Annotated in this window: 16 protein-coding genes and 1 pseudogene; 9 read left to right on the top strand and 8 right to left on the bottom strand. The window is 71.2% G+C overall.

Annotated features, from left to right (window positions below; translation table 11 throughout):
- Positions 1-5: 5 nt before the first annotated feature.
- From ACLF3G_RS17480 to ACLF3G_RS17455, 6 genes and pseudogenes are all read right to left on the bottom strand, one after another.
- Positions 6-278 (bottom strand): annotated as a pseudogene (locus ACLF3G_RS17480) (hypothetical protein); the annotation flags it as partial.
- The gene (locus ACLF3G_RS17475) at positions 275-1,114 is read right to left on the bottom strand and encodes a c-type cytochrome (RefSeq protein WP_430670688.1); all 840 of its coding nucleotides are present in this window, start codon (positions 1,112-1,114) and stop codon (positions 275-277) included. The pseudogene ACLF3G_RS17480 and the gene ACLF3G_RS17475, both read right to left, overlap by 4 nt.
- Positions 1,115-1,208: 94 nt before the next feature.
- Entirely contained in the window at positions 1,209-2,153 is a 945-nt protein-coding gene (locus ACLF3G_RS17470) for a right-handed parallel beta-helix repeat-containing protein (RefSeq protein ID WP_430670687.1), read from the bottom strand.
- A 289-nt stretch (positions 2,154-2,442) separates the two neighbouring features.
- On the bottom strand, positions 2,443-2,727 hold the full coding sequence (locus ACLF3G_RS17465; protein WP_430670686.1) for a DUF427 domain-containing protein: 285 nt from the start codon (positions 2,725-2,727) through the stop codon (positions 2,443-2,445).
- Positions 2,728-2,776: 49 nt separating this feature from the next.
- Positions 2,777-3,646 (bottom strand): CDP-diacylglycerol--serine O-phosphatidyltransferase, encoded by an 870-nt coding sequence (gene pssA, locus ACLF3G_RS17460; protein WP_430670685.1) that lies wholly within the window; start codon positions 3,644-3,646, stop codon positions 2,777-2,779.
- Complete coding sequence (locus ACLF3G_RS17455) at positions 3,643-4,338, bottom strand: phosphatidylserine decarboxylase (protein ID WP_430670684.1); 696 nt, start codon at positions 4,336-4,338, stop codon at positions 3,643-3,645. The genes pssA and ACLF3G_RS17455 overlap by 4 nt, the downstream gene beginning before the upstream one ends.
- A gap of 44 nt (positions 4,339-4,382) precedes the next feature.
- Between ACLF3G_RS17455 and ACLF3G_RS17450 the strand changes: the two genes are divergently transcribed.
- On the top strand, positions 4,383-4,796 hold the full coding sequence (locus ACLF3G_RS17450) for a hypothetical protein (RefSeq protein ID WP_430670683.1): 414 nt from the start codon (positions 4,383-4,385) through the stop codon (positions 4,794-4,796).
- Here the strand turns inward: ACLF3G_RS17450 and ACLF3G_RS17445 are convergent.
- Together ACLF3G_RS17445 and ACLF3G_RS17440 are read right to left on the bottom strand one after the other, a co-directional pair.
- The gene (locus ACLF3G_RS17445) at positions 4,742-6,427 is read right to left on the bottom strand and encodes a LysM peptidoglycan-binding domain-containing protein (RefSeq protein ID WP_430670682.1); all 1,686 of its coding nucleotides are present in this window, start codon (positions 6,425-6,427) and stop codon (positions 4,742-4,744) included. The genes ACLF3G_RS17450 and ACLF3G_RS17445 overlap by 55 nt on opposite strands.
- Before the next feature lie 112 nt (positions 6,428-6,539).
- Positions 6,540-7,511: a tripartite tricarboxylate transporter substrate binding protein gene (locus tag ACLF3G_RS17440; protein ID WP_430670681.1), complete on the bottom strand. Its 972-nt coding sequence runs from the start codon at positions 7,509-7,511 to the stop codon at positions 6,540-6,542.
- Positions 7,512-7,689: 178 nt separating this feature from the next.
- Between ACLF3G_RS17440 and ACLF3G_RS17435 the strand changes: the two genes are divergently transcribed.
- The 8 genes from ACLF3G_RS17435 to ACLF3G_RS17400 all read left to right on the top strand — a co-directional run bounded on the left by ACLF3G_RS17435 (position 7,690) and on the right by ACLF3G_RS17400 (position 17,386).
- Positions 7,690-9,768, top strand: coding sequence for a hydantoinase/oxoprolinase family protein (locus ACLF3G_RS17435; protein WP_430670680.1), 2,079 nt, complete (start codon positions 7,690-7,692; stop codon positions 9,766-9,768).
- Positions 9,765-11,447, top strand: a complete 1,683-nt coding sequence (locus ACLF3G_RS17430) for a hydantoinase B/oxoprolinase family protein (RefSeq protein WP_430670679.1) — start codon at positions 9,765-9,767, stop codon at positions 11,445-11,447. The genes ACLF3G_RS17435 and ACLF3G_RS17430 overlap by 4 nt, the downstream gene beginning before the upstream one ends.
- Positions 11,444-12,448 carry an Ldh family oxidoreductase gene (locus ACLF3G_RS17425; protein WP_430670678.1) on the top strand — a complete coding sequence of 335 codons (1,005 nt, stop codon included), beginning with the start codon at positions 11,444-11,446 and terminating at the stop codon, positions 12,446-12,448. The genes ACLF3G_RS17430 and ACLF3G_RS17425 overlap by 4 nt, the downstream gene beginning before the upstream one ends.
- A gap of 199 nt (positions 12,449-12,647) precedes the next feature.
- Positions 12,648-13,340, top strand: coding sequence for a cold-shock protein (locus ACLF3G_RS17420; RefSeq protein WP_430670677.1), 693 nt, complete (start codon positions 12,648-12,650; stop codon positions 13,338-13,340).
- Between the two features lie 240 nt (positions 13,341-13,580).
- Complete coding sequence (locus ACLF3G_RS17415) at positions 13,581-14,651, top strand: ABC transporter substrate-binding protein (protein WP_430670676.1); 1,071 nt, start codon at positions 13,581-13,583, stop codon at positions 14,649-14,651.
- Positions 14,652-14,655: 4 nt separating this feature from the next.
- Complete coding sequence (locus tag ACLF3G_RS17410) at positions 14,656-15,720, top strand: ABC transporter ATP-binding protein (protein ID WP_430670675.1); 1,065 nt, start codon at positions 14,656-14,658, stop codon at positions 15,718-15,720.
- The gene (locus tag ACLF3G_RS17405; protein WP_430670674.1) at positions 15,717-16,583 is read left to right on the top strand and encodes an ABC transporter permease; all 867 of its coding nucleotides are present in this window, start codon (positions 15,717-15,719) and stop codon (positions 16,581-16,583) included. The genes ACLF3G_RS17410 and ACLF3G_RS17405 overlap by 4 nt, the downstream gene beginning before the upstream one ends.
- A complete protein-coding gene (locus ACLF3G_RS17400) occupies positions 16,580-17,386 on the top strand; it encodes an ABC transporter permease (protein WP_430670673.1) in 807 nt (268 codons plus the stop codon). The genes ACLF3G_RS17405 and ACLF3G_RS17400 overlap by 4 nt, the downstream gene beginning before the upstream one ends.
- Positions 17,387-17,529: the final 143 nt, after the last annotated feature.

The following is a 17,529-nucleotide window of genomic DNA, read 5'->3' as shown; positions in this document are numbered from 1 at the left end:
CCGGTGCGGCCGACCCCGGCGCGGCAGCCGACATGCACCGGCCGGCCGGGGTCCGCCTCCAACTGCGCCAGCGCGGCGCCGACGGCCGCGCGCAGCGCCTCAGGGTCCGGCAGCCCGTAATCGGCGGTGGGCAGCAGGATGTCCGCCTGCGCCGCCTTCGCCGCCCCCGCCTCCAGGCAGATGCCGAAGGCACCGTCGGGGAGGGAATCGAAGGGGCCGCCGGTGATCGTCACCGGCTGACCATGGATCGTCAGGGGCAGGCTGCCGCGGAGGCTCATGGCTGCGGCGGCAGGCTGCGGAGGTAGGCCACCAGGTCGGACAACTCCTGCTGCGTCATGTTCGCGTAGGCCGCGAAGGCCATCGGCGGCGCCAGCGGCCGTCCATCGGCGGAAACGCCGCGGGTGATCGCGGTGATGATCTGCGCATCGGTCCAGCCGCCAAGCCCGTTCGCATGCGGCGTCAGGTTGCGCGCCACCGAAACGCCCCAGGGGCCGCGGAACTCCATGCCGCCGGCGCCGAGCCGCGTGCGGTCGTTGTGCCCGTTGGGCAGCATCGGCGTGTGGCATTCCATGCAGTGGGCGACGGCATTGGCCAGGTATTCGCCGCGCGCCAGGGCTGTGTCCGCCGGGTCCGGCACGCTGGCCACCGGCGGGCCATAGGCCGGTGGCAGGCTGATGCGGTAGACGCTGCGCTCCACCGTGTTGCGCACCGGCGGCACCGTTCGCAGGTAGGCCACCATCGCCGCGACGTCGCGATCCGACAGGCCGCGATACAGCGTCATCGGCATCGGTGGGCCGATCAGGCTGCCATCGGGGCGAAGCCCCTCCCGGATCGCGCGGGCCAGTTGTGCGTCGGTCCAGCGGCCGATGCCGGTCTCGGGGTCCGGCGTGATGTTGGGGGCGACGGCGCGGAAGGGGGGTTCGTCGAACACCGTCCCACCGGCCAGCGTCAGACCCGGCACCGGGCCCTGCGGCCCCATCGGCGTGTGGCAGTTGCCGCAGGCGCCGGTCACCTCCACCAGGTGCTTGCCGCGGGCCAGAAGCGCCGCGTCCTGTGCCCGAACCGACGGCGCCAGCATCAGCACCGCGGCCAGCGCGGCCGCGGTCACTCCCATTCTTGAAGACATGGCGATGGTCCCTCCCGCCTACGCAACAACCTAGCTTTGCGCGGAGACGGGAGGGCCGCAAGGCCGACGTGGCGTGGCGAGGTCAGCCCCAGGGATCGTCCTGGACGGCCCGGAGCCCGAGTTGCTCCGCCAGGTCCGCGACGCTGTCCAGCACTTCCAGCCCCGAGACCTCCGCCAGCCCGCGCACCACCTGCTGCGCGCTCAGGCCAAGGACCGCGTTGTCGGCGACATTCGCCAGCACGTCGGTCTGGTTCAGCAGCAGCGCGGCGCTCGGCGACTGCAGGGCGTTCACCACCTGGTTGCCGGTGATGGTCAGGCTCGACCCGGCATGCGCCTGGCCCTCGCCCCCGAAATGGATGATGGCCGGGTTGCCGGATTGCGCGCCCTGCTCGATGACGTTGTCCGTGATGACGGCGCGGCCGCCCACCGGCAGATCGATCGAATAGCTTCCCGTCCCGGCCTCGCCATCGGCGATGCGGCTGCCGGTGATGGTGGTCTCCTGCGCGCGGCTCTTGATCTGGTGGCCCACCACGGCGTCGTGGAAGTGGCTGCTTTCAATCGTCAGGCGGGCGATCTCGCCCACATACAAATTGTGGGTGCGGCCATCGCCGGTGCCGTTGCCGGCGAATTCGCTGCCGCGGATGGTGATGCTGCCGCCTTCCACGGCCCCGGACAGCAGGCCCATCTGGTTGCCCTCGAACAGGCTGTCCTCGATCACCAGGTCGCCGCCCTCGAAGCGGATCCCGGCGCCGTTGCCATCGGCCACCTCGGCGCCGGAGAAGCCGAGATTGCGGATGGTGACGTCAGCGCCGATGGTGAGGATCGCCTTGCCGTTCGCCGGCGCCACCGTCGCCTCCAGCAGCGCCATGCCGCCGACGCCTTCCAGCGTGATCTGCTTGTTGATGGTGGCGAAGTCATCCCGGTAGGTGCCGGCCTCGATGGCGAGGAAGTCTCCATCCTTCGCGGCCGCCACGGCGGCGGCAATGGTCGCGAATTGCTGGCCTTCGCCAACGGTCAGTATGCTCATTCCAATATTCCTGATGGGTCCGCCGCAGGCGGCTGGTCAGCTTCGGCTGCGGGGTGCTGGTGCCGGCGAGGCCGGTCGGGCGGCGTCGTGCCGCGGCGTGCTGCGATTCCTCCGTGCCAGATGCGCCGGACGGCGATGCGGCTGGAATAACCCGCCGCAACGCTCCGGTGCCCCTGTCTGCAAGGGTTCCACAACCGCGTCAATAAAACCGCGGTTGGCACAACAGTATCAGAGGATCGTCGCGCCGATCGTCACAAGATCCGCGCTAAATACTACAAGACCGAGAACATCATTTCTCGACGGTGACGCCCTGCCAGAAGGCGATGTGGTCCCGGATATTGGCGGCAGCGTCCTTAGGTTCCGGATAATACCAGGCGGCGCCGGCATTGACCTTCCCATCCACTACCACGTCGTGATAACGCGCCGTGCCCTTCCAGCCGCAGACCGTGGTCTTGCTGGCCTCCCGCAGGTATTCGGGCTTCACCGCCGCGCGCGGGAAATAGACGTTTCCCTCGACGAGTTCGAAGCGATCGCTCTCCGCAATCAATGCGCCGTTCCAGCTTGCCCGCGCCATGCCCAGATCCTTTCCAGATCAAGGGCAGGTGGCGCGGGGCGGGCCCGCTTCAAGCCGGACCCGGCTCGGACTCTGGCACGTACAGTGATTCCGCTTCCCGCTTCAGCGTCAGGTAGGACCGCACGGAGAAGGGCAGCATGCCGAGGTAGATCAGCCCGCCCGCCGCTAGTGCCGCCCAGGGCTCCGCAACCAGCAGGGCCACATACAGCCCCGCACCCAGCAGCAGCGGCAGAACGGCGGCGCGCGGAATCCGGAAGTTCTTGAAGGACCAGGTGGGCAGGGTGCTGACCATCAGCACGCCGCAGACCACCAGCACGATGCCGACCAGCACGGGATGGCGGATGGCCAGCCCGGTGTTGATCCAGCCCCATTCCGAGAACGCCAGCGCGCCGAACAGCGGGAACAGCGCGCAGCCGGCACCAGCCGGCGCCGGCACGCCGGTGAAGAAGTTGTAGGCATAGGCCGGCTTCGGCGCCGGCCCGATGTCGAGCGAGGCATTGAACCGCGCCAGACGCAGCGCGGAGCAGACCGCGAACAGCAGGCAGGGCACGAAGCCCAGCGGCCCGAGGTCCTGCATCGACCACAGATACAGCACCATCGCCGGCGCCACGCCGAAGGACAGGAAATCCGCCAGGCTGTCGAATTCCGCGCCGAAGCGGGACGTCGCCTTCAGGAGCCGCGCCAGGCGGCCATCCAGCCCATCGATCACCGCGGCCGCCACGATCAGCGCGGCCGCCAGCGCGAAGCGGTCCTCGATGGCGGCGCGGATCGCGACCAGCCCGGCGCAGAGGCCGAGCATGGTCAGGATGTTCGGGATCAGCCGGTTGAAGGACAGCCCCTCGAACCGCGGCCGGGTGCGCGGGCGGAACCGCCGCAGGCTGGCCAATGCGGGCGGCCGCGCCTCGCGCTCCTCGCTCACGGATGCACCGGGGCGGTCATCGGCAGCAACTCGGCCACCACCGTCTCACCGCCGATCATGATCTGGCCGAGCTCCACCAGCGGGCGCGCGCCTTCCGGCAGGTAGACGTCGGTGCGGCTGCCGAAGCGGATGATGCCGAAGCGGTCGCCCGCCTGAACCCGGTCGCCTTCCCGCACATGGCACAGGATGCGCCGCGCGATCAGGCCCGCGATCTGCACCACCGCCACGTCACGGCCATCCGGCATCCGGATCGCCATCGCATTGCGTTCGTTATCCACGCTCGCCTTGTCCAGGCTGGCGTTGAGGAAGGCGCCGGCGCGATAGGCGATACGCGTCACCACGCCGTCCACCGGCATGCGGTTCACATGCACGTCGAGCACCGACAGGAAGATGCAGACGCGGAAGCGCGGCTGCGGCCCGAGGCCGAGTTCCTCCGGCGGCACCGCCGGCCCGATCAGCACGATACGGCCATCGGCCGGCGCCAGCACGACCTGGCCGCGGGAGGGCTGCACCCGTTCCGGGTCGCGGAAGAAGTACAGGCAGAACAGGGTGAAGGCGACGCCCAGCCAGAACAGCCAGTCGCCCAGCAGCCAGCCGCCCACCACGGCCACGGCGATGCCGCCATAGATGAAGGGACGGCCGGCCGGATGCGGCTTGGCGACGACGAGGCGGATCGAGGAGAGAAGGCTCATCCGCTGGTTATGGTATGTTCACCCTTCCCGGACAACATGCGTCCATGGAACACCTGCCTCACGGACCCTTCCTGGTTGCCAATGACGGCTCGCTGACTCCGGTCCGGCAGCCCGCGCTGCGCTTTGCCTGGCGCGGGCGCGGCTGCGAGGCCACGCTGACGCCGGGGCTCATCAGCCTCGGCATCCAGGCCGGGGCGGTGCCCTACACGGTCGACCAGGTGGCGGCGCGGCCCGGCGCCTTTGCCGAACTCGGCGCCATGCCGGGAGACCTGCCGGAAGGCTGGCGCCTGCGCCTGATGCCGGACCACCGGGTGCGGCTGGAGACGGCGGTCGAATTAAACGGCGCCGCCACCGCCACGGCCCTGGTCAGTGCCATGGTCGGCTTCGCCCTGGCCACTGACCCCTATCTGGACCGTCTGGAATCGGCGGGCATGAGGGCCGGCACGGTGAACACCTGACCCGGGAAGATCAGGTCCGGATTGCGGATCTGGTCGCGATTGGCCTCGAAGATCGTGGTGTAGCGCACGCCGCTGCCATAGGAGGCCCGCGCCAGTCGCCACAGATTGTTCCCCGGCTGCACCACGACCCGACCTTCCGCGACGCTGGCGGGCGAGACATCGTCGCGCTGGAAGGGCAATTCTATCCGCGCGGACACCGCGCCATTGGCCGCGATCTGGTCCACGCGCAGCCGGTGCCGGCCGATCTCGGGCGCAACGGGCGGCACCACCGCCCAGCGCCCCTCGGCATCGGCCTGGGCATCGCCGGCATGGGTATCGTTGACATAGACTCGGATCGCCGAGTTGGGTGGGGCGGTGCCGGCGAAGCGGATGCTACCCGCCGTGTCGTAATCCACCACGTCGAGCGCCAGGCTCGCCCCTGCATCGGCCGTCGCGCCGCGGCCCTGGAGGATCCGAGGCGCGGAGGTCTCGGCCGCCGGCAGCACCACCACGAGCGGGCGTGACACCTCGGCGACGGCCGCGGCCGGCGGGGCGGCGGCGCGGTCCTGCCGCGCGGCGCGCGCCTGGGCCTCCGCAACCTGTGCGGCGGCTTCCGCGGTTTGCACCGCTTGCTGCGCCAGGCGCACCGCTTCCTCCAGCCGCCGGGTCGCGATGTCCTGAGCCTCCCGTTCAAGGGCGGCTCGGGCAAGCGCTTCGTCGCGCGCGGCATCCTGTGCCAGGCGTGCCGCCACTGCGGCGGCGGCCTCCCGCGCCAGGGCGTCAGCGCGCGCGGCCTGCTCTGCGGACGCGGCGCGGGTGGCCTGTTCGGCGGACGCAGCCCGGGCGGCCTGTTCAGCGGACGCGGCGCGGGCGGCCTGTTCGGCGGCTGCGATGCGGGCGGCCTGCTCGGCGGGGGTGGCGATCGCAACCTGTTCGGCCAGCGCAACGCGGGCGGCCTGTTCGGCCGCCTGGGCTTTGGCCAAGGCTTCGGTGCGCGCCGCGGCTTCTGCGCGGGCCTCGACATCGGCGCGTGCGGTGGCCTCGGCGCGGGCGACGGAGGCGCTATTGTCAGGCCGTGGGGCTTCCGCCACCAACGTGGGTTCCGGAACCAGAACCACCGCCGTCTCGGCGCCGGCCACCTCCACCCCGCCAAGATGGGCCCGCAGGGAAAGCTGGTGGTTTCCGGGGCGCAGCGGCTCGGCGGGCAGGATGACCCAGTCGCCGCGACCATCGGCGCGTGCCCGGCCCAGTTCGCGGCCATCCTGCAGCAGGATCACCTCCGCCCCAGGTGCCGCACGGCCGGCGACCACCACGCCGCCGCGCGCCCCAACCCGCACCACGTCGAAGCGCGGCGGTTCCGGCGGCGTGGGCGCGGCGGGCACGATGGCCGTCTGTGCCGCAACGGGTGGAGCAGGTACGGCCATCGTCGACGCCGCCTGGGGCGACGCAGCCTGGGTATTGGTGGCTGGGGCCGAAGCGGCAGGCGAGGGCGCCTGCGACGGCGGAGTTCGTGCCGCGACGGGCTGCAGCGCGGCCGGCAGCGCCGCGACGGTTGGTCCCGCACCATCCGGCATGAACCGGCTGGCGACGAAGGTGGCGAGCCCGACCGAGACCACCACCACGATGAGAAGGGCGCGCCCGCTGGCCGTCATGGTCGCGTAACTAGAACGTGATGCCGTTGCGGCACAAGGCTTTACCGCGCCGGACGATGCTTTTCCCGCATCGTTCCGGTTCAGGTTACATGATGGTCATCTGGCGTCCGGTTCAGCCTGCCTGGGCGCCCGATGCCGCCACCACGCGCCCCCACTTGGTGCGCTCCGCGCCGAGGAAATTGCCGAACTCCGCGCCCAGCCGCGCCCCGGGTTCCGCCCCGCCCTCGGCGAAGCGCGTCCGCAGCGTCGCATCCGCCAGCGCCTGGCTGCAGGCCTGTTGCAGCCGTTGCAGCACGGCGGCGGGCGTCGCGGCGGGGGCGACCAGGCCGAACCACGCTTCCGCCTCGAAGCCGGGCAGGCCGGAGTCCGCCACCGTCGGCAGGTCCGGCAGGGCCGCGGCGCGGCTGGTGCCGGCCACTGCCAGGCCGCGCACGCTACCGCCGCGCACCTGCGGCAGTGCGGCCGGCATGTTGTCGAACATCATCTGGATGGTGCCGCCGACCAGGTCGGTCATCGCCGGGGCCGCGCCGCGATAGGGCACATGCGTGATGTCGATGCCGGCCATGGTCTTGAACAGCTCCCCGGCCAGATGGTTGGTGCTGCCATTGCCGGAGGAGCCGAAGGCCAGACGGCCGGGCTGCCGCTTCGCCAGCGCCACCAGCTCCGCCACATTCAGTGCCTCCAGCCCCGGCGTCACCATCAGCACGATCGGCACGCTGGCCACCAGCGCCACCGGGGCGAAGTCACGCTCCGGCTTGAAGGGCATCTCGCGGAACAGGTGTTCGTTGATCGCCAGCGGGCCGGGGGCGGCGAGCAGCAGCGTGTGGCCATCCGGCGCCGCCTTCGCCACCGCATCGGCGCCGACATTGCCGCCGGCCCCGGCCCGGTTCTCCACCACCACCGGCTGGCCGAGCAGCGGCCGCAGCGCCTCTGCCAGCTGTCGCGCGATGATGTCGTTCGACCCGCCGGGCGGGAAGGGCACGACGATGCGGACCGGGCGATCCGGCCAGTTCTGCGCCGCCGCGGGGCCGGCGAAGGCGAGGGCGGCCGAGGCAGCGAGCAGGTGGCGACGGTGCAGATGCATGGTTGGCGTTCCCCCGGAGCGGCTCTGACGGCCGATGATTTCGCTTATCGGCAGGCCGCGGGCCGCGCAAGCCACGGTGCGGCCGGATAGGATTCGCTGATCGGCAGCCACGCAAATTTCTCGTTTGCCGCCGGCCGACCCGGGCCGCGAAGCTGCGACCTGGCAAGGGCAGGGACGCATGCAGCAGGCAGGCAGCGGGCATTCGACGGCTGGGACGCCGACAGGCGGGCGCGACATCCGCGTGGCGGTGGATATCGGCGGCACCTTCACCGATTTCGAGATCTTCGATCCCGCGACCGGCGCCGTGCACCAGCACAAGGCGCCGAGCACGCCGGCCGATCCCTCCATCGGATTGCTGGACGGCCTGCGCCAGGCCGCCGCGCGCTTCGGCTTCTCGCTGGCCGATGTGCGCCAGGTGCTGCACGGCACCACCATCGCCACCAACGCCGTGCTGGAACGCAAGCTGCCGCGTGGCGCCGTGCTGACCACGGCGGGGTTCGAGGACCTGCTGCAGATCGGCCGCCACGGCCGCCGCGACATCTACGCCCTGACCGCCACCCCGCCGCCGCCGCTGGTGCCGCGCAATCTGTGCCTCGGCGTGGTGCAACGGCTGCGCGCCGATGGCAGCGTCGCGACGCCGCTGGAGGAAGCGAGCGTGCTCGCCGCCGCGCATCGCCTGCGGGAGGCCGGCGTGCAGGCCGTGGCGGTCTGCCTGCTGCATGCCTACGCCAACCCCGCGCATGAACGCCGCATCGGCGAAATGCTGGCGGAGGCGCTGCCCGGCGTCGCGGTGTCCTTGTCCAGCGAGATCAGCCCGGAACTGCGCGAGTATGAGCGCCTGTCCACCACGGTGCTGAACGCGCTGCTGGTGCCGATCGTCGCCGGCTACATGGCGAAGCTGGAGCGCCGCCTGGCGCAGGCCGAGTTCGGCGCGCGCATCTACCTGGTGCAGTCGAATGGCGGCGTCAGCGGCACGGCGAAGGCCGGGCGCGAGCCCGCGCGGCTGCTGCTCTCCGGCCCGAGCGGCGGCGCTGCCGCGGCGCGGCGGCTGGCCGGCTCGCTCGGCCTGCCCAACCTGGTCGCCATCGACATGGGCGGCACCTCCTTCGACGTCTCCGTCGTGCATGGCGGCCAGGTGGCCATGGTGACGGAGGGCGAGATCGACGGGCTGCCGGTGCGGCTGCCGATGGTGGAGATGCGCACCATCGGCGCCGGCGGCGGGTCCATCGCCTGGGTCGACCCGGGCGGGCGGCTGCGCATCGGCCCGCACAGCGCCGGCGCCGACCCCGGCCCGGCCTGCTACGGCCGCGGCGGCACCGGCCTGACGGTGACGGATGCGAACCTGCTGCTGGGGCGGCTGGATGGCGAGACCTTCCTCGGCGGCGCCATGCGGCTGGACCGCGAGGCCGCCGCGCGCGCGGCGCAGGACATCGCGGGCCGGATTGGGCTGGAGGCCGATGCGACGGCCGCGGGCGTCATCGCCATCACCAACGCCTCCCTCGCCGGCGCCATCCGGCTGAGCTTGTTCGAGAAGGGCCTCGACCCCGAGGATTTCTGCCTGTTGTCCTTCGGTGGTGCCGGCGGCGTGCATGCCTGCGAGGTGGCCGAGGAACTCGGCATTTCTCGCGTGGTGTTTCCGCCGCATGCCAGCACGCTGTCGGCCTGGGGCATCCTGTGGTCCGACATCGCGCACGACCTTGCGGCGACGCAGATCCTGCCGCTGACGGCGGCCGGCCCGGCGCTGGCCCAGGCCGCCGCGCGGCTGCGCCAGGACGCCGCGGCGCTGCTGGCGGAGGATGGCGTGGCGGAGGCGCAGCGCGCGCTGGAATGGTCCGCCGATTGCCGCTACGCCGGCCAGGCCTTCGAACTCGCGGTACCGCTGGCGCAGGCCGAATTCTCCGACGCAGGACTGGGCTCCATCGCCGAGGGCTTCCACGCCCTGCACCGCCAACGCTTCGCGCATGACGATCGCGGCGTGCCCGTGCAAATCGTGGCGCTCCGCCTGACCGCGCGCGGCCGGCTGCCGAAGCCGGAGCGCGATGCGGTGGAGGCGCAGGCCGGCACGGCGCGAACGCAGCGCCTGGTTCTGGTGGAGGGCGCCTGGGTGCCGGCCGCGATCTGCGGCCGCGGCGCGGTCGGCGCGGCGTTGCACGGCCCGGCGGTGATCGAGGAAGCCTACACCTCCACCTGGATACCGCCCGGCTGGAAGGTCTCCACCGATCCCTCCGGCGCCCTGATGGCGGAGCGCAGCGCATGACCCAGATCGATCCGGTCCGCGTCGAGGTCATCCGCAACGCGCTGGTGACGGCGGCGGAGGAGATGAGCCTGACCATCTGGCGCACCGCACGATCGACGGTGGTGCGGGAGATCCTGGACTATTCCACCGCCGTCTTCGACGCGGGCGGCCACAACGTCGCGCAATCCGCGCGCATCCCGGTCCACCTGAATTCCATGTCGGACTGCCTGCGCCACATCCTGGACCACGCGATTCCGCTGGAGCAGTGGGGGGATGGCGACGTCGTCGTCACCAACGACCCCTATAGCGGCGGCCAGCACCTGCACGACATCCAGACGTTTCGTGCCGTGTTCCTGGATGGGCAGCGCATCGGCATCGTCGGCACGCTCTGCCACCATGTCGATATCGGCGGCGGCACCGCGGGCAGCTACCTCGCCACCGCGACGGAGGTGTTCCAGGAAGGCATCCGCATCCCGCCGCTGTACCTGGCGCGACGTGGCGAGCTGAACACCGGCGTGTTCGAGATGCTGCTGCACAATGTCCGCCAGCCGGACGAGACACGCGGCGACCTGAAGGCGCAGATCGCCGCACTCGGCATCGGTGAACGGGCCGTGGCCCGCATCGCCCGGAAGTACGGCAGCGCTCCGCTCGCGGCCGCGATGGCGCAGATCCAGGATGGGTCGGAGCGCATGGTGCGCGCGGCATTGCTTGCCCTGCCGGATGGCGAAAGCACCTTCACCGAATTCGTCGACGATGACGGGCAGTCGGAAAGCCCGATCCGCCTGTGCGTCACCGTGCGCAAGCAGGGCGACGGCATCACGCTGGATTTTGAAGGGTCCAGCGCGCAGGTCCCGGGTCCGGTGAACAACACCCGCGCGATGACCGCATCGGCGGCGTATTTCGCGCTGCTCGCGGCACTCGGTGGCGACATCCCGGCCAATTCCGGCTGCTACCGCGCCGTCACGCTGGTGCTGCCGGAGGGCAGCGTGGTGGATGCGCAATTCCCGGCACCGGTCGCCAGCCGGATGGTGGTGAACCACCGCATCGCCACCGCCGTCTTCGGCGCCCTGGCGCAGGTGATGCCGGCGCGCATCCCGGCCGCCTACTATGCCATCTCCTACGTCTATGCCCTGTCCACCACGCGCACGGACGGCCGCCGGCAGGTGTATTTCGACATCGAGGTCGGCGGCTGGGGCGGCCATGCCGGCGGCGACGGCGCCAGCGCGCTGTCCTGCGGCCTGCACAACAACACTAACGCCCCGATCGAGATGGTGGAGGCGCGCTACCCCGTGACCTTCCTGCGCTACGGCCTGCTGCCGGATTCCGGCGGGCCGGGCGCGCATCGCGGCGGCCTTGGCCTGGTGCGTGAATGGCGGCTGGATGCGGAACATGGCAGCTTCGGCACCAGCTTCGAACGTTTTCGGATCCCGCCCTACGGGCTGGCAGGCGGCAGGCCTGGCTCACTCAGTCGCACCACGCTGACCCGCGCCGATGGAACGACGGAAAACCTGCGCTCCAAGGTCTCCGGCGTACCACTGCGCCGCGGCGATGTCGTCACCATCGAGACCAGCGGCGGCGGCGGCCATGGCGATCCGGCGGCGCGCGATCCGTCCGCGATCGACGCCGACCTGGCGCTGGGGCTGGTGACGCCGGCGGGGGCCGCCCGCGACTACGGTTTCGCGCAGGAGAATCCGGCATGAAGGTTGCGATGACGCTGGATGAGGTCGCCGACCTCACCCGCCGGGCCCTGGCCGCCAGCGGTGTCTCAGTGGCCAACCTCGGCCCGCTGGTGGCGTCCGTGGTGGCGGCCGAGGCGGATGGCATCCACAGCCACGGCTTGGCCCGGCTGCCGACCTATTGCGAGCATGCGCGCTGCGGCAAGATCGATGGCGCCGCCACGCCGGTGCTGGACCAGCCGCGCCCCGGCCTGGTCCGCGTCGATGCGCGGGACGGCTTCGCGCACCCCGCCATCGAACTCGGCCTGCCCGCGCTGGTCGCCGCCGCCCGCAGCCAGGGCATCGCGGCGCTGGCCGTCACCAGTTCCTACAATTGCGGCGTCGTCGGCCACCATGTGGAGCGCATCGCGGAGGCCGGGCTGCTGGCGCTGGGCTTCGTCAACGCCCCGGCCTCCATGGCCCCGGCCGGCGGGCGCATCCCGGTCTTCGGCACCAACCCCATCGCCTTCGCCGTGCCCCGTGCCGAGGGCCCGCCGCTGGTGCTGGATCAATCCGCCAGCGTCGTCGCCAAGTCCGAGCTCATCGTCCACCAGCAGCGAGGCGAGGCCATCCCGCTCGGCTGGGCGCTGGACCAGGACGGCCAGCCCACCACCGACCCCGCCGCCGGCCTCGCCGGCAGCATGCTGCCCTCCGGCGGCTACAAGGGCGCTGGCCAGGCACTGATCGTGGAACTCATGGCCGCCTGGCTCACAGGGGCCAGCCTGTCGCTGGAGGCGTCCTCCTTCGCCGACAACAAGGGCGGCTCTCCGCGCACCGGGCAGTGCTTCCTGGCGCTCGACCCGGGCCCGCTGGCCGGCCCCGAGGCTGGCGCAAGGCTGGACCGGCTGGTGGCGGCCATCACCGGCCAGCCTGGCGCCCGCCTGCCCGGCAGCCGCCGCGCGGCCGCCCGGGCCCGCACCGCGGCGGACGGCATCGGCATCCCGGCGGCGCTGCATGCGCGGCTGGTGGGGTATGTGGACGGCTGATCCGGCCGGTTTCACCCGTCTGGCGGGGGCGTGACCCGGAAATCCGCAGCTTTCCGCGCTTCGTCACGCTTCACACGTTGAAGCGCGGCCATGGTCACCTATACTGCCCCCCAGGCCCGCGGGCCGCGCCACCTTCCCGGGCTCGAATCCACGAGACGGCAGGGCGGTTGCGTCCGCGGCCGAACAGGCGAGTCCAGAGATGACCAACACGCACGACTGGCGGCGAGACCGCAAAGCCCGCAGCAAGCGGGGGTTCGACGACGACATGCCGCAGGAGGGCGGCTGGGCAGCGCCCTCTCTGCCGAGCTTCTCGCCCTCCGCGGCTCCGCGGCGGCCGAGTTCTTCCCCTGTCGCCTCCGGCCCGGATGTCGGCGCGGTGGTCAAGCGCTTCGACCCGGAGCGCGGCTTCGGCTTCGTCGCGGTCGAGGGTGGCGGCGGCGACGCCTTCCTGCATGTCAGCGTGCTGCAGCGCGCCGGCGCGGACAGCGTGGCGCCCGGCACCAAGCTGCGCGTCCGCACCGGCCAGGGCGAGCGTGGCCCGCAGGTGACCGAGGTGCTCGAGGTCGGGCCCGTCGGCGAGATTCCGGCCTCCCCTCCGCGTGGCGGCATGGGTGGTGGCATGGGCGCGGGTCCGCGCCCGGGTGGCGGCGCCCCCTTCCGCGCCCCGCCGCCGCCCGGCGCTGGCGAGGAGGTGCAGGGCACCGTGAAGTGGTACAGCGCCGAGAAGGGCTTCGGCTTCGTCACGCCTTCCGACGGCGGCAAGGATGTGTTCGTCCACGCCACGGCGCTGGAGCGCAGCGGCTTGCGGCCGCTGACCGAGGGCCAGTCCGTCACGCTGCGCGTGGTGCAGGGCAAGAAGGGTCCGGAAGCGGCCTCCGTCACCGCGGCCTGACCTTCGCATTCGCATCAGTCCGGGGCGGCGATCGGGAACGGTCGCCGCCCTTGGCATGTCCGGGTGCCGACAAGCAAAACTTGTCCGCCGCGACAGTGATTTTCTGTTTGAACCGGGCTTGCTGCTGGCCGAGGCTGGCCGCAACCGGCATCCTCGCGCGCCGCCGCCCCGCCTGGCGGCCGGTGCGTCGTGACGATGCGGGCGGGGCAGGCTTATCGGTGTGGCGAAGGAGAGACCGGCATGACCATTTCGCGCAGGACGCTGGGCCAGGCGACGCTCGGGGCAGGCCTTGGGAGCGTGCTGGCGGCGCCGTTCATCCGCCCGGCCTTCGGCCAGGAACGGACCATCACCCTGGCCGCCTATAGCGGCATCTTCCAGGAGAACTACGAGGCGGTGGTGGTGGAGCCGTTCCGGCGCGCCAACCCGAACATCAAGGTCACCTACTTCGCCATGCCGAATTCGGCCCAGACCCTGGGCACGATGCGCGCGCAGAAGGCGGCGCCGCAGCTGGATGTCGCGATGTTCGACATCACCATCGGCAAGGCCGCGACCGATGAGGGCCTGCTGGACCCGATCACCCGCGCCGAATTCCCGGTCCTGGCCGACCTCGCCCCCGGCGCATTCGCGGAAGGCGTGGCCGCCGTCGGCGTGACCTTCGACAGCCTGTCGCTGCTGTATTCGCCAGAGGCCGTGCGCCCCGCACCGACCTCCTGGCGCGTGCTGTGGGAGCCGGCCTATCGCGGCAAGATCGCCATGGCGGCGGCGCCCGACATCGTCGGCATTGGCATGACGCTGGTCGCCAACCGGCTGTTCGGCGGCACCGACTACAAGGACTACGCCCGCGGCGTGCAGGCGCTGGCGGACCTCGCGCCGCATGTCCTGTCCTGGGACCCGCGGCCGGATGCCTATACCTTCGTCACCAACGGCACGGCGCAACTCGCCGTGGGCTGGAACGCGCGCGGGCAGCTGTATTCGCGCCAGTCCGGCGGCAAGCTGGCGGCGGCGCTGCCGGAGGAAGGCTCGCTGTTCCAGATCAACACGCTGGGGCTGGTGAAAGGCTCCCGCCAGACGGAGGCGGCCAAGGCCTTCATCGCCTATGCCCTGTCGGCCGAAGCGCAGAAGGCTTTCGCGGAGCGCATGTTCTACGCGCCGGTCAACACCAAGGCTCAAGTTTCCGCCGAGGCACTGGCCGCCACCGCCGCGTCCCCGGCGCGGATGGAGAAGATGCTGGCCGTCGATTGGCTGGAGGTGGCGAAGTTCCGCAACCAGTTGAACGAGCAGTGGCGCCGCCGAATCCTGACGCGTTCCTGAACGGATGCCGCATCTGGAGTTGCACGGCCTGGAAAAGCGCTTCGGCGCGACCAGGGCCGTGCAGGCGCTGTCGCTTTCCGTCGAGAAGGGCGAGCTGATCGGGCTTCTCGGCCCATCCGGCTGCGGCAAGACCACCACCTTGCGCATGATCGGCGGGCTGATGCCGGCGACGGAGGGGCGCATCCTCGTCGCTGGGCGCGACGTGACGGCGCTGCCGCCGCATAAGCGGGACATGGGCATCGTGTTCCAGAACTACGCGCTGTTCCCGCACATGGATGTCGCGGGTAACCTCGCCTTCGGGCTGGAGATGCGGAAGGTGTCCGCCGCCGAGCGCGAAGAGCGGGTGCGACGCGCGCTGGCCATGGTGCGGCTGGAAAGCTTCGCGAAGCGCAAGCCGCGTGAATTGTCAGGCGGGCAGCAGCAGCGGGTGGCGCTGGCCCGCGCGCTGGTGATCGAACCCAGCATCCTGCTTCTGGACGAACCGCTGTCGAACCTCGATGCCAACCTCCGCGAGGAGATGCGGAACGAGATCCGCGACATCCAGCAGCGCCTCGGCATCACCGCCGTCTTCGTCACGCATGACCAGGCGGAGGCGCTGGCGATCTGCGACAGGATTGCCGTCATGCGCCTCGGCGTGCTGGAGCAGCTCGGCACACCCTTCGAGATCTATGAGCGTCCGGCCAATGAATTCGTCGCCGGCTTCGTCGGCCGGGTGAACCGGGCGGCGGGCGTCAGGCTGGCGCAGGGCCGGGTGCAGCTCGGCGATGTCGTGCTGAACGGCACGGGCGACGCGCCGCCCGGCCCGGTCACCATCATGATCCGCCCGCACCGCATCGGCCTCGGCGGCGCGCCGCAGGAAGGCGATGGCTGGAACAGCGCCACCGGCACCGTCACGCGCCGCACCTTCGTGGGCGACCTGCTGTCCATCGAGGTGGCGGTCGGCCCGGCGACGCTGCTGGTCGAACAGCACAGCTTCGCCGGTGCGCCGGGACCGGCACCGGGCGAGGCCGTGCGGCTGTCCTGGCGTGCCGAGGATACGCTGGTGTTCCCGCGGACCCTGCCCACGTGAGCAACGGCGGCACACGGATGGGCGGGTTCGGGCTGCTGCCACTGCTGGTGCTGCCGGCGGTGGCGGTGAACCTGCTGGTTTTCCTGTGGCCGATGGTCAACCTCGGCAGCCTGTCCTTCCGCGAGGGCCTGCCGGGCGGTGGCATCGGCGCCACCTTCAGCCTGGCGACCTGGGTGGAACTGGCGGGCGACAGCTTCTTCCGCGAGATCCTGCTGCGCTCCATCGGCATGTCGCTGGCCATCACCTTGTTGGCCCTCCTCGCGGCCTACCCGCTGGCCTTCTTCGTGCACCGCGCCGATCCGCGCTGGCGCAGCGTGCTGGTGGTGGCCTGCATCTCCCCGCTGCTGATTTCCGCCGTGGTGCGGACCTATGGCTGGCTGGTGATCCTCGGCGACCGCGGCTTCCTGCCGAGCATCCTGCGCGCCGTTGGCGTGGAGCCGGGGCGGCTGGTGTTCAACATGACCGGCGTGGTGATCGGCCTGGTCGAGATCCTGATGCCCTACATGATCCTGTGCCTGCTCGCCGGCTTCGGGAAGCTGAACCAGACGCTGGAGGAGGCCGCCGCCAGCCTCGGCGCACCGCCGCTGACGGTGTTCTGGCGCATCGTGCTGCCGCTGACCCTGCCGGGCATATTGCTGGGCTGCCTGCTGACCTTCGTGCTGACCATTTCCTCCTTCATCACGCCGAAGCTGCTGGGTGGCGGGCGCGTGCTGCTGCTGGCGACCGAGATCTACGACCAGGCCATCGTCACGCTGAACTGGCCGCTGGCGGCGGCGCTGTCCGTCATCACGCTGGTCGTCTTCGGGCTGGCGATCCTGGTCTATGGGCGGATCGCACGCGCCGCCGAGAGGGCCATTGCATGATCACCTCCGGCCCCGGCCGCTACCTGTTCGGGCTGCTGGTGGCAGCGCTGTTCCTGTTCCTGCTGGGGCCGGTCCTGCTGGTCTTCCCGATCTCCTTTTCCGCCGACAGCTTCATCGGCTGGCCGCCCTCCGGCTGGTCGGTGAAGTGGTATGTGGCGATGCTGAACCAGCCGAACCTCGGCCTTGCGCTGCGCAACAGCCTGATCCTGGCCGGCATCGTCACCGTGCTCGCGCTGGTCATCGCGCTGCCCGCTGCCGTCGCGCTGTCCCGCGGCAGTTTCGCGGGGCGCGATGCCATCATGGCCTTCCTGACGGCGCCGCTGCTGCTGCCGACCATCGTGCTGGGCCTTGCCCTGCTCATCATCTTCGTGGGCCAGGGGCTCATCGGGTCCTGGCCCGGGCTGATCCTGGCGCATCTGCTGATCACCGTGCCCTATGCGCTGCGTGTGCTGATGACGGCGCTCGGCACGTTGCCGGCCTCGGTCGAGGAAGCGGCGGCCAGCCTCGGCGCCTCGCCGCTGTCGGTGTTCTTCCGCATCACGCTGCCGCTGATGACGCCGGGGCTGGTGGCGGCGGCGGCCATCGTCTTCCTGGTGTCCTTCGACGAGGTGGTGATCACGCTGTTCATCGTCGGCCCGCAACTCACCACCCTGCCGGTGGCGCTGTTCCACTATGTGGAGGCGCGGACGGACCCGCTGGTGGCGGCGGTGTCCGTGATGATGGTGCTGTTCACCCTGGCGTTGGTGGTGGTGCTGGAACGCGCCATCGGGCTGCGGCGCGCGATCGGCGGCAAGGGCGGCTGACACCAAATCCCGCGGGTCGGGCCAATCCGGCCTCGGTCGCCGGCGCTTCGCTTGGCACCCGCCACCGGGCGCGGCGCCCATTCGGGCGCTCGGCCAGCTTTGCTGGCCGCAGGTTGTGACCGTATCGGTTGACCTTGCGGCGG

Origin of the sequence: Falsiroseomonas sp. HC035 (assembly GCF_050563525.1) — a bacterium.
Classification (GTDB): Bacteria; Pseudomonadota; Alphaproteobacteria; order Acetobacterales; family Acetobacteraceae; genus Falsiroseomonas.
This window is presented reverse-complemented; position numbering and strand designations above follow the sequence as displayed.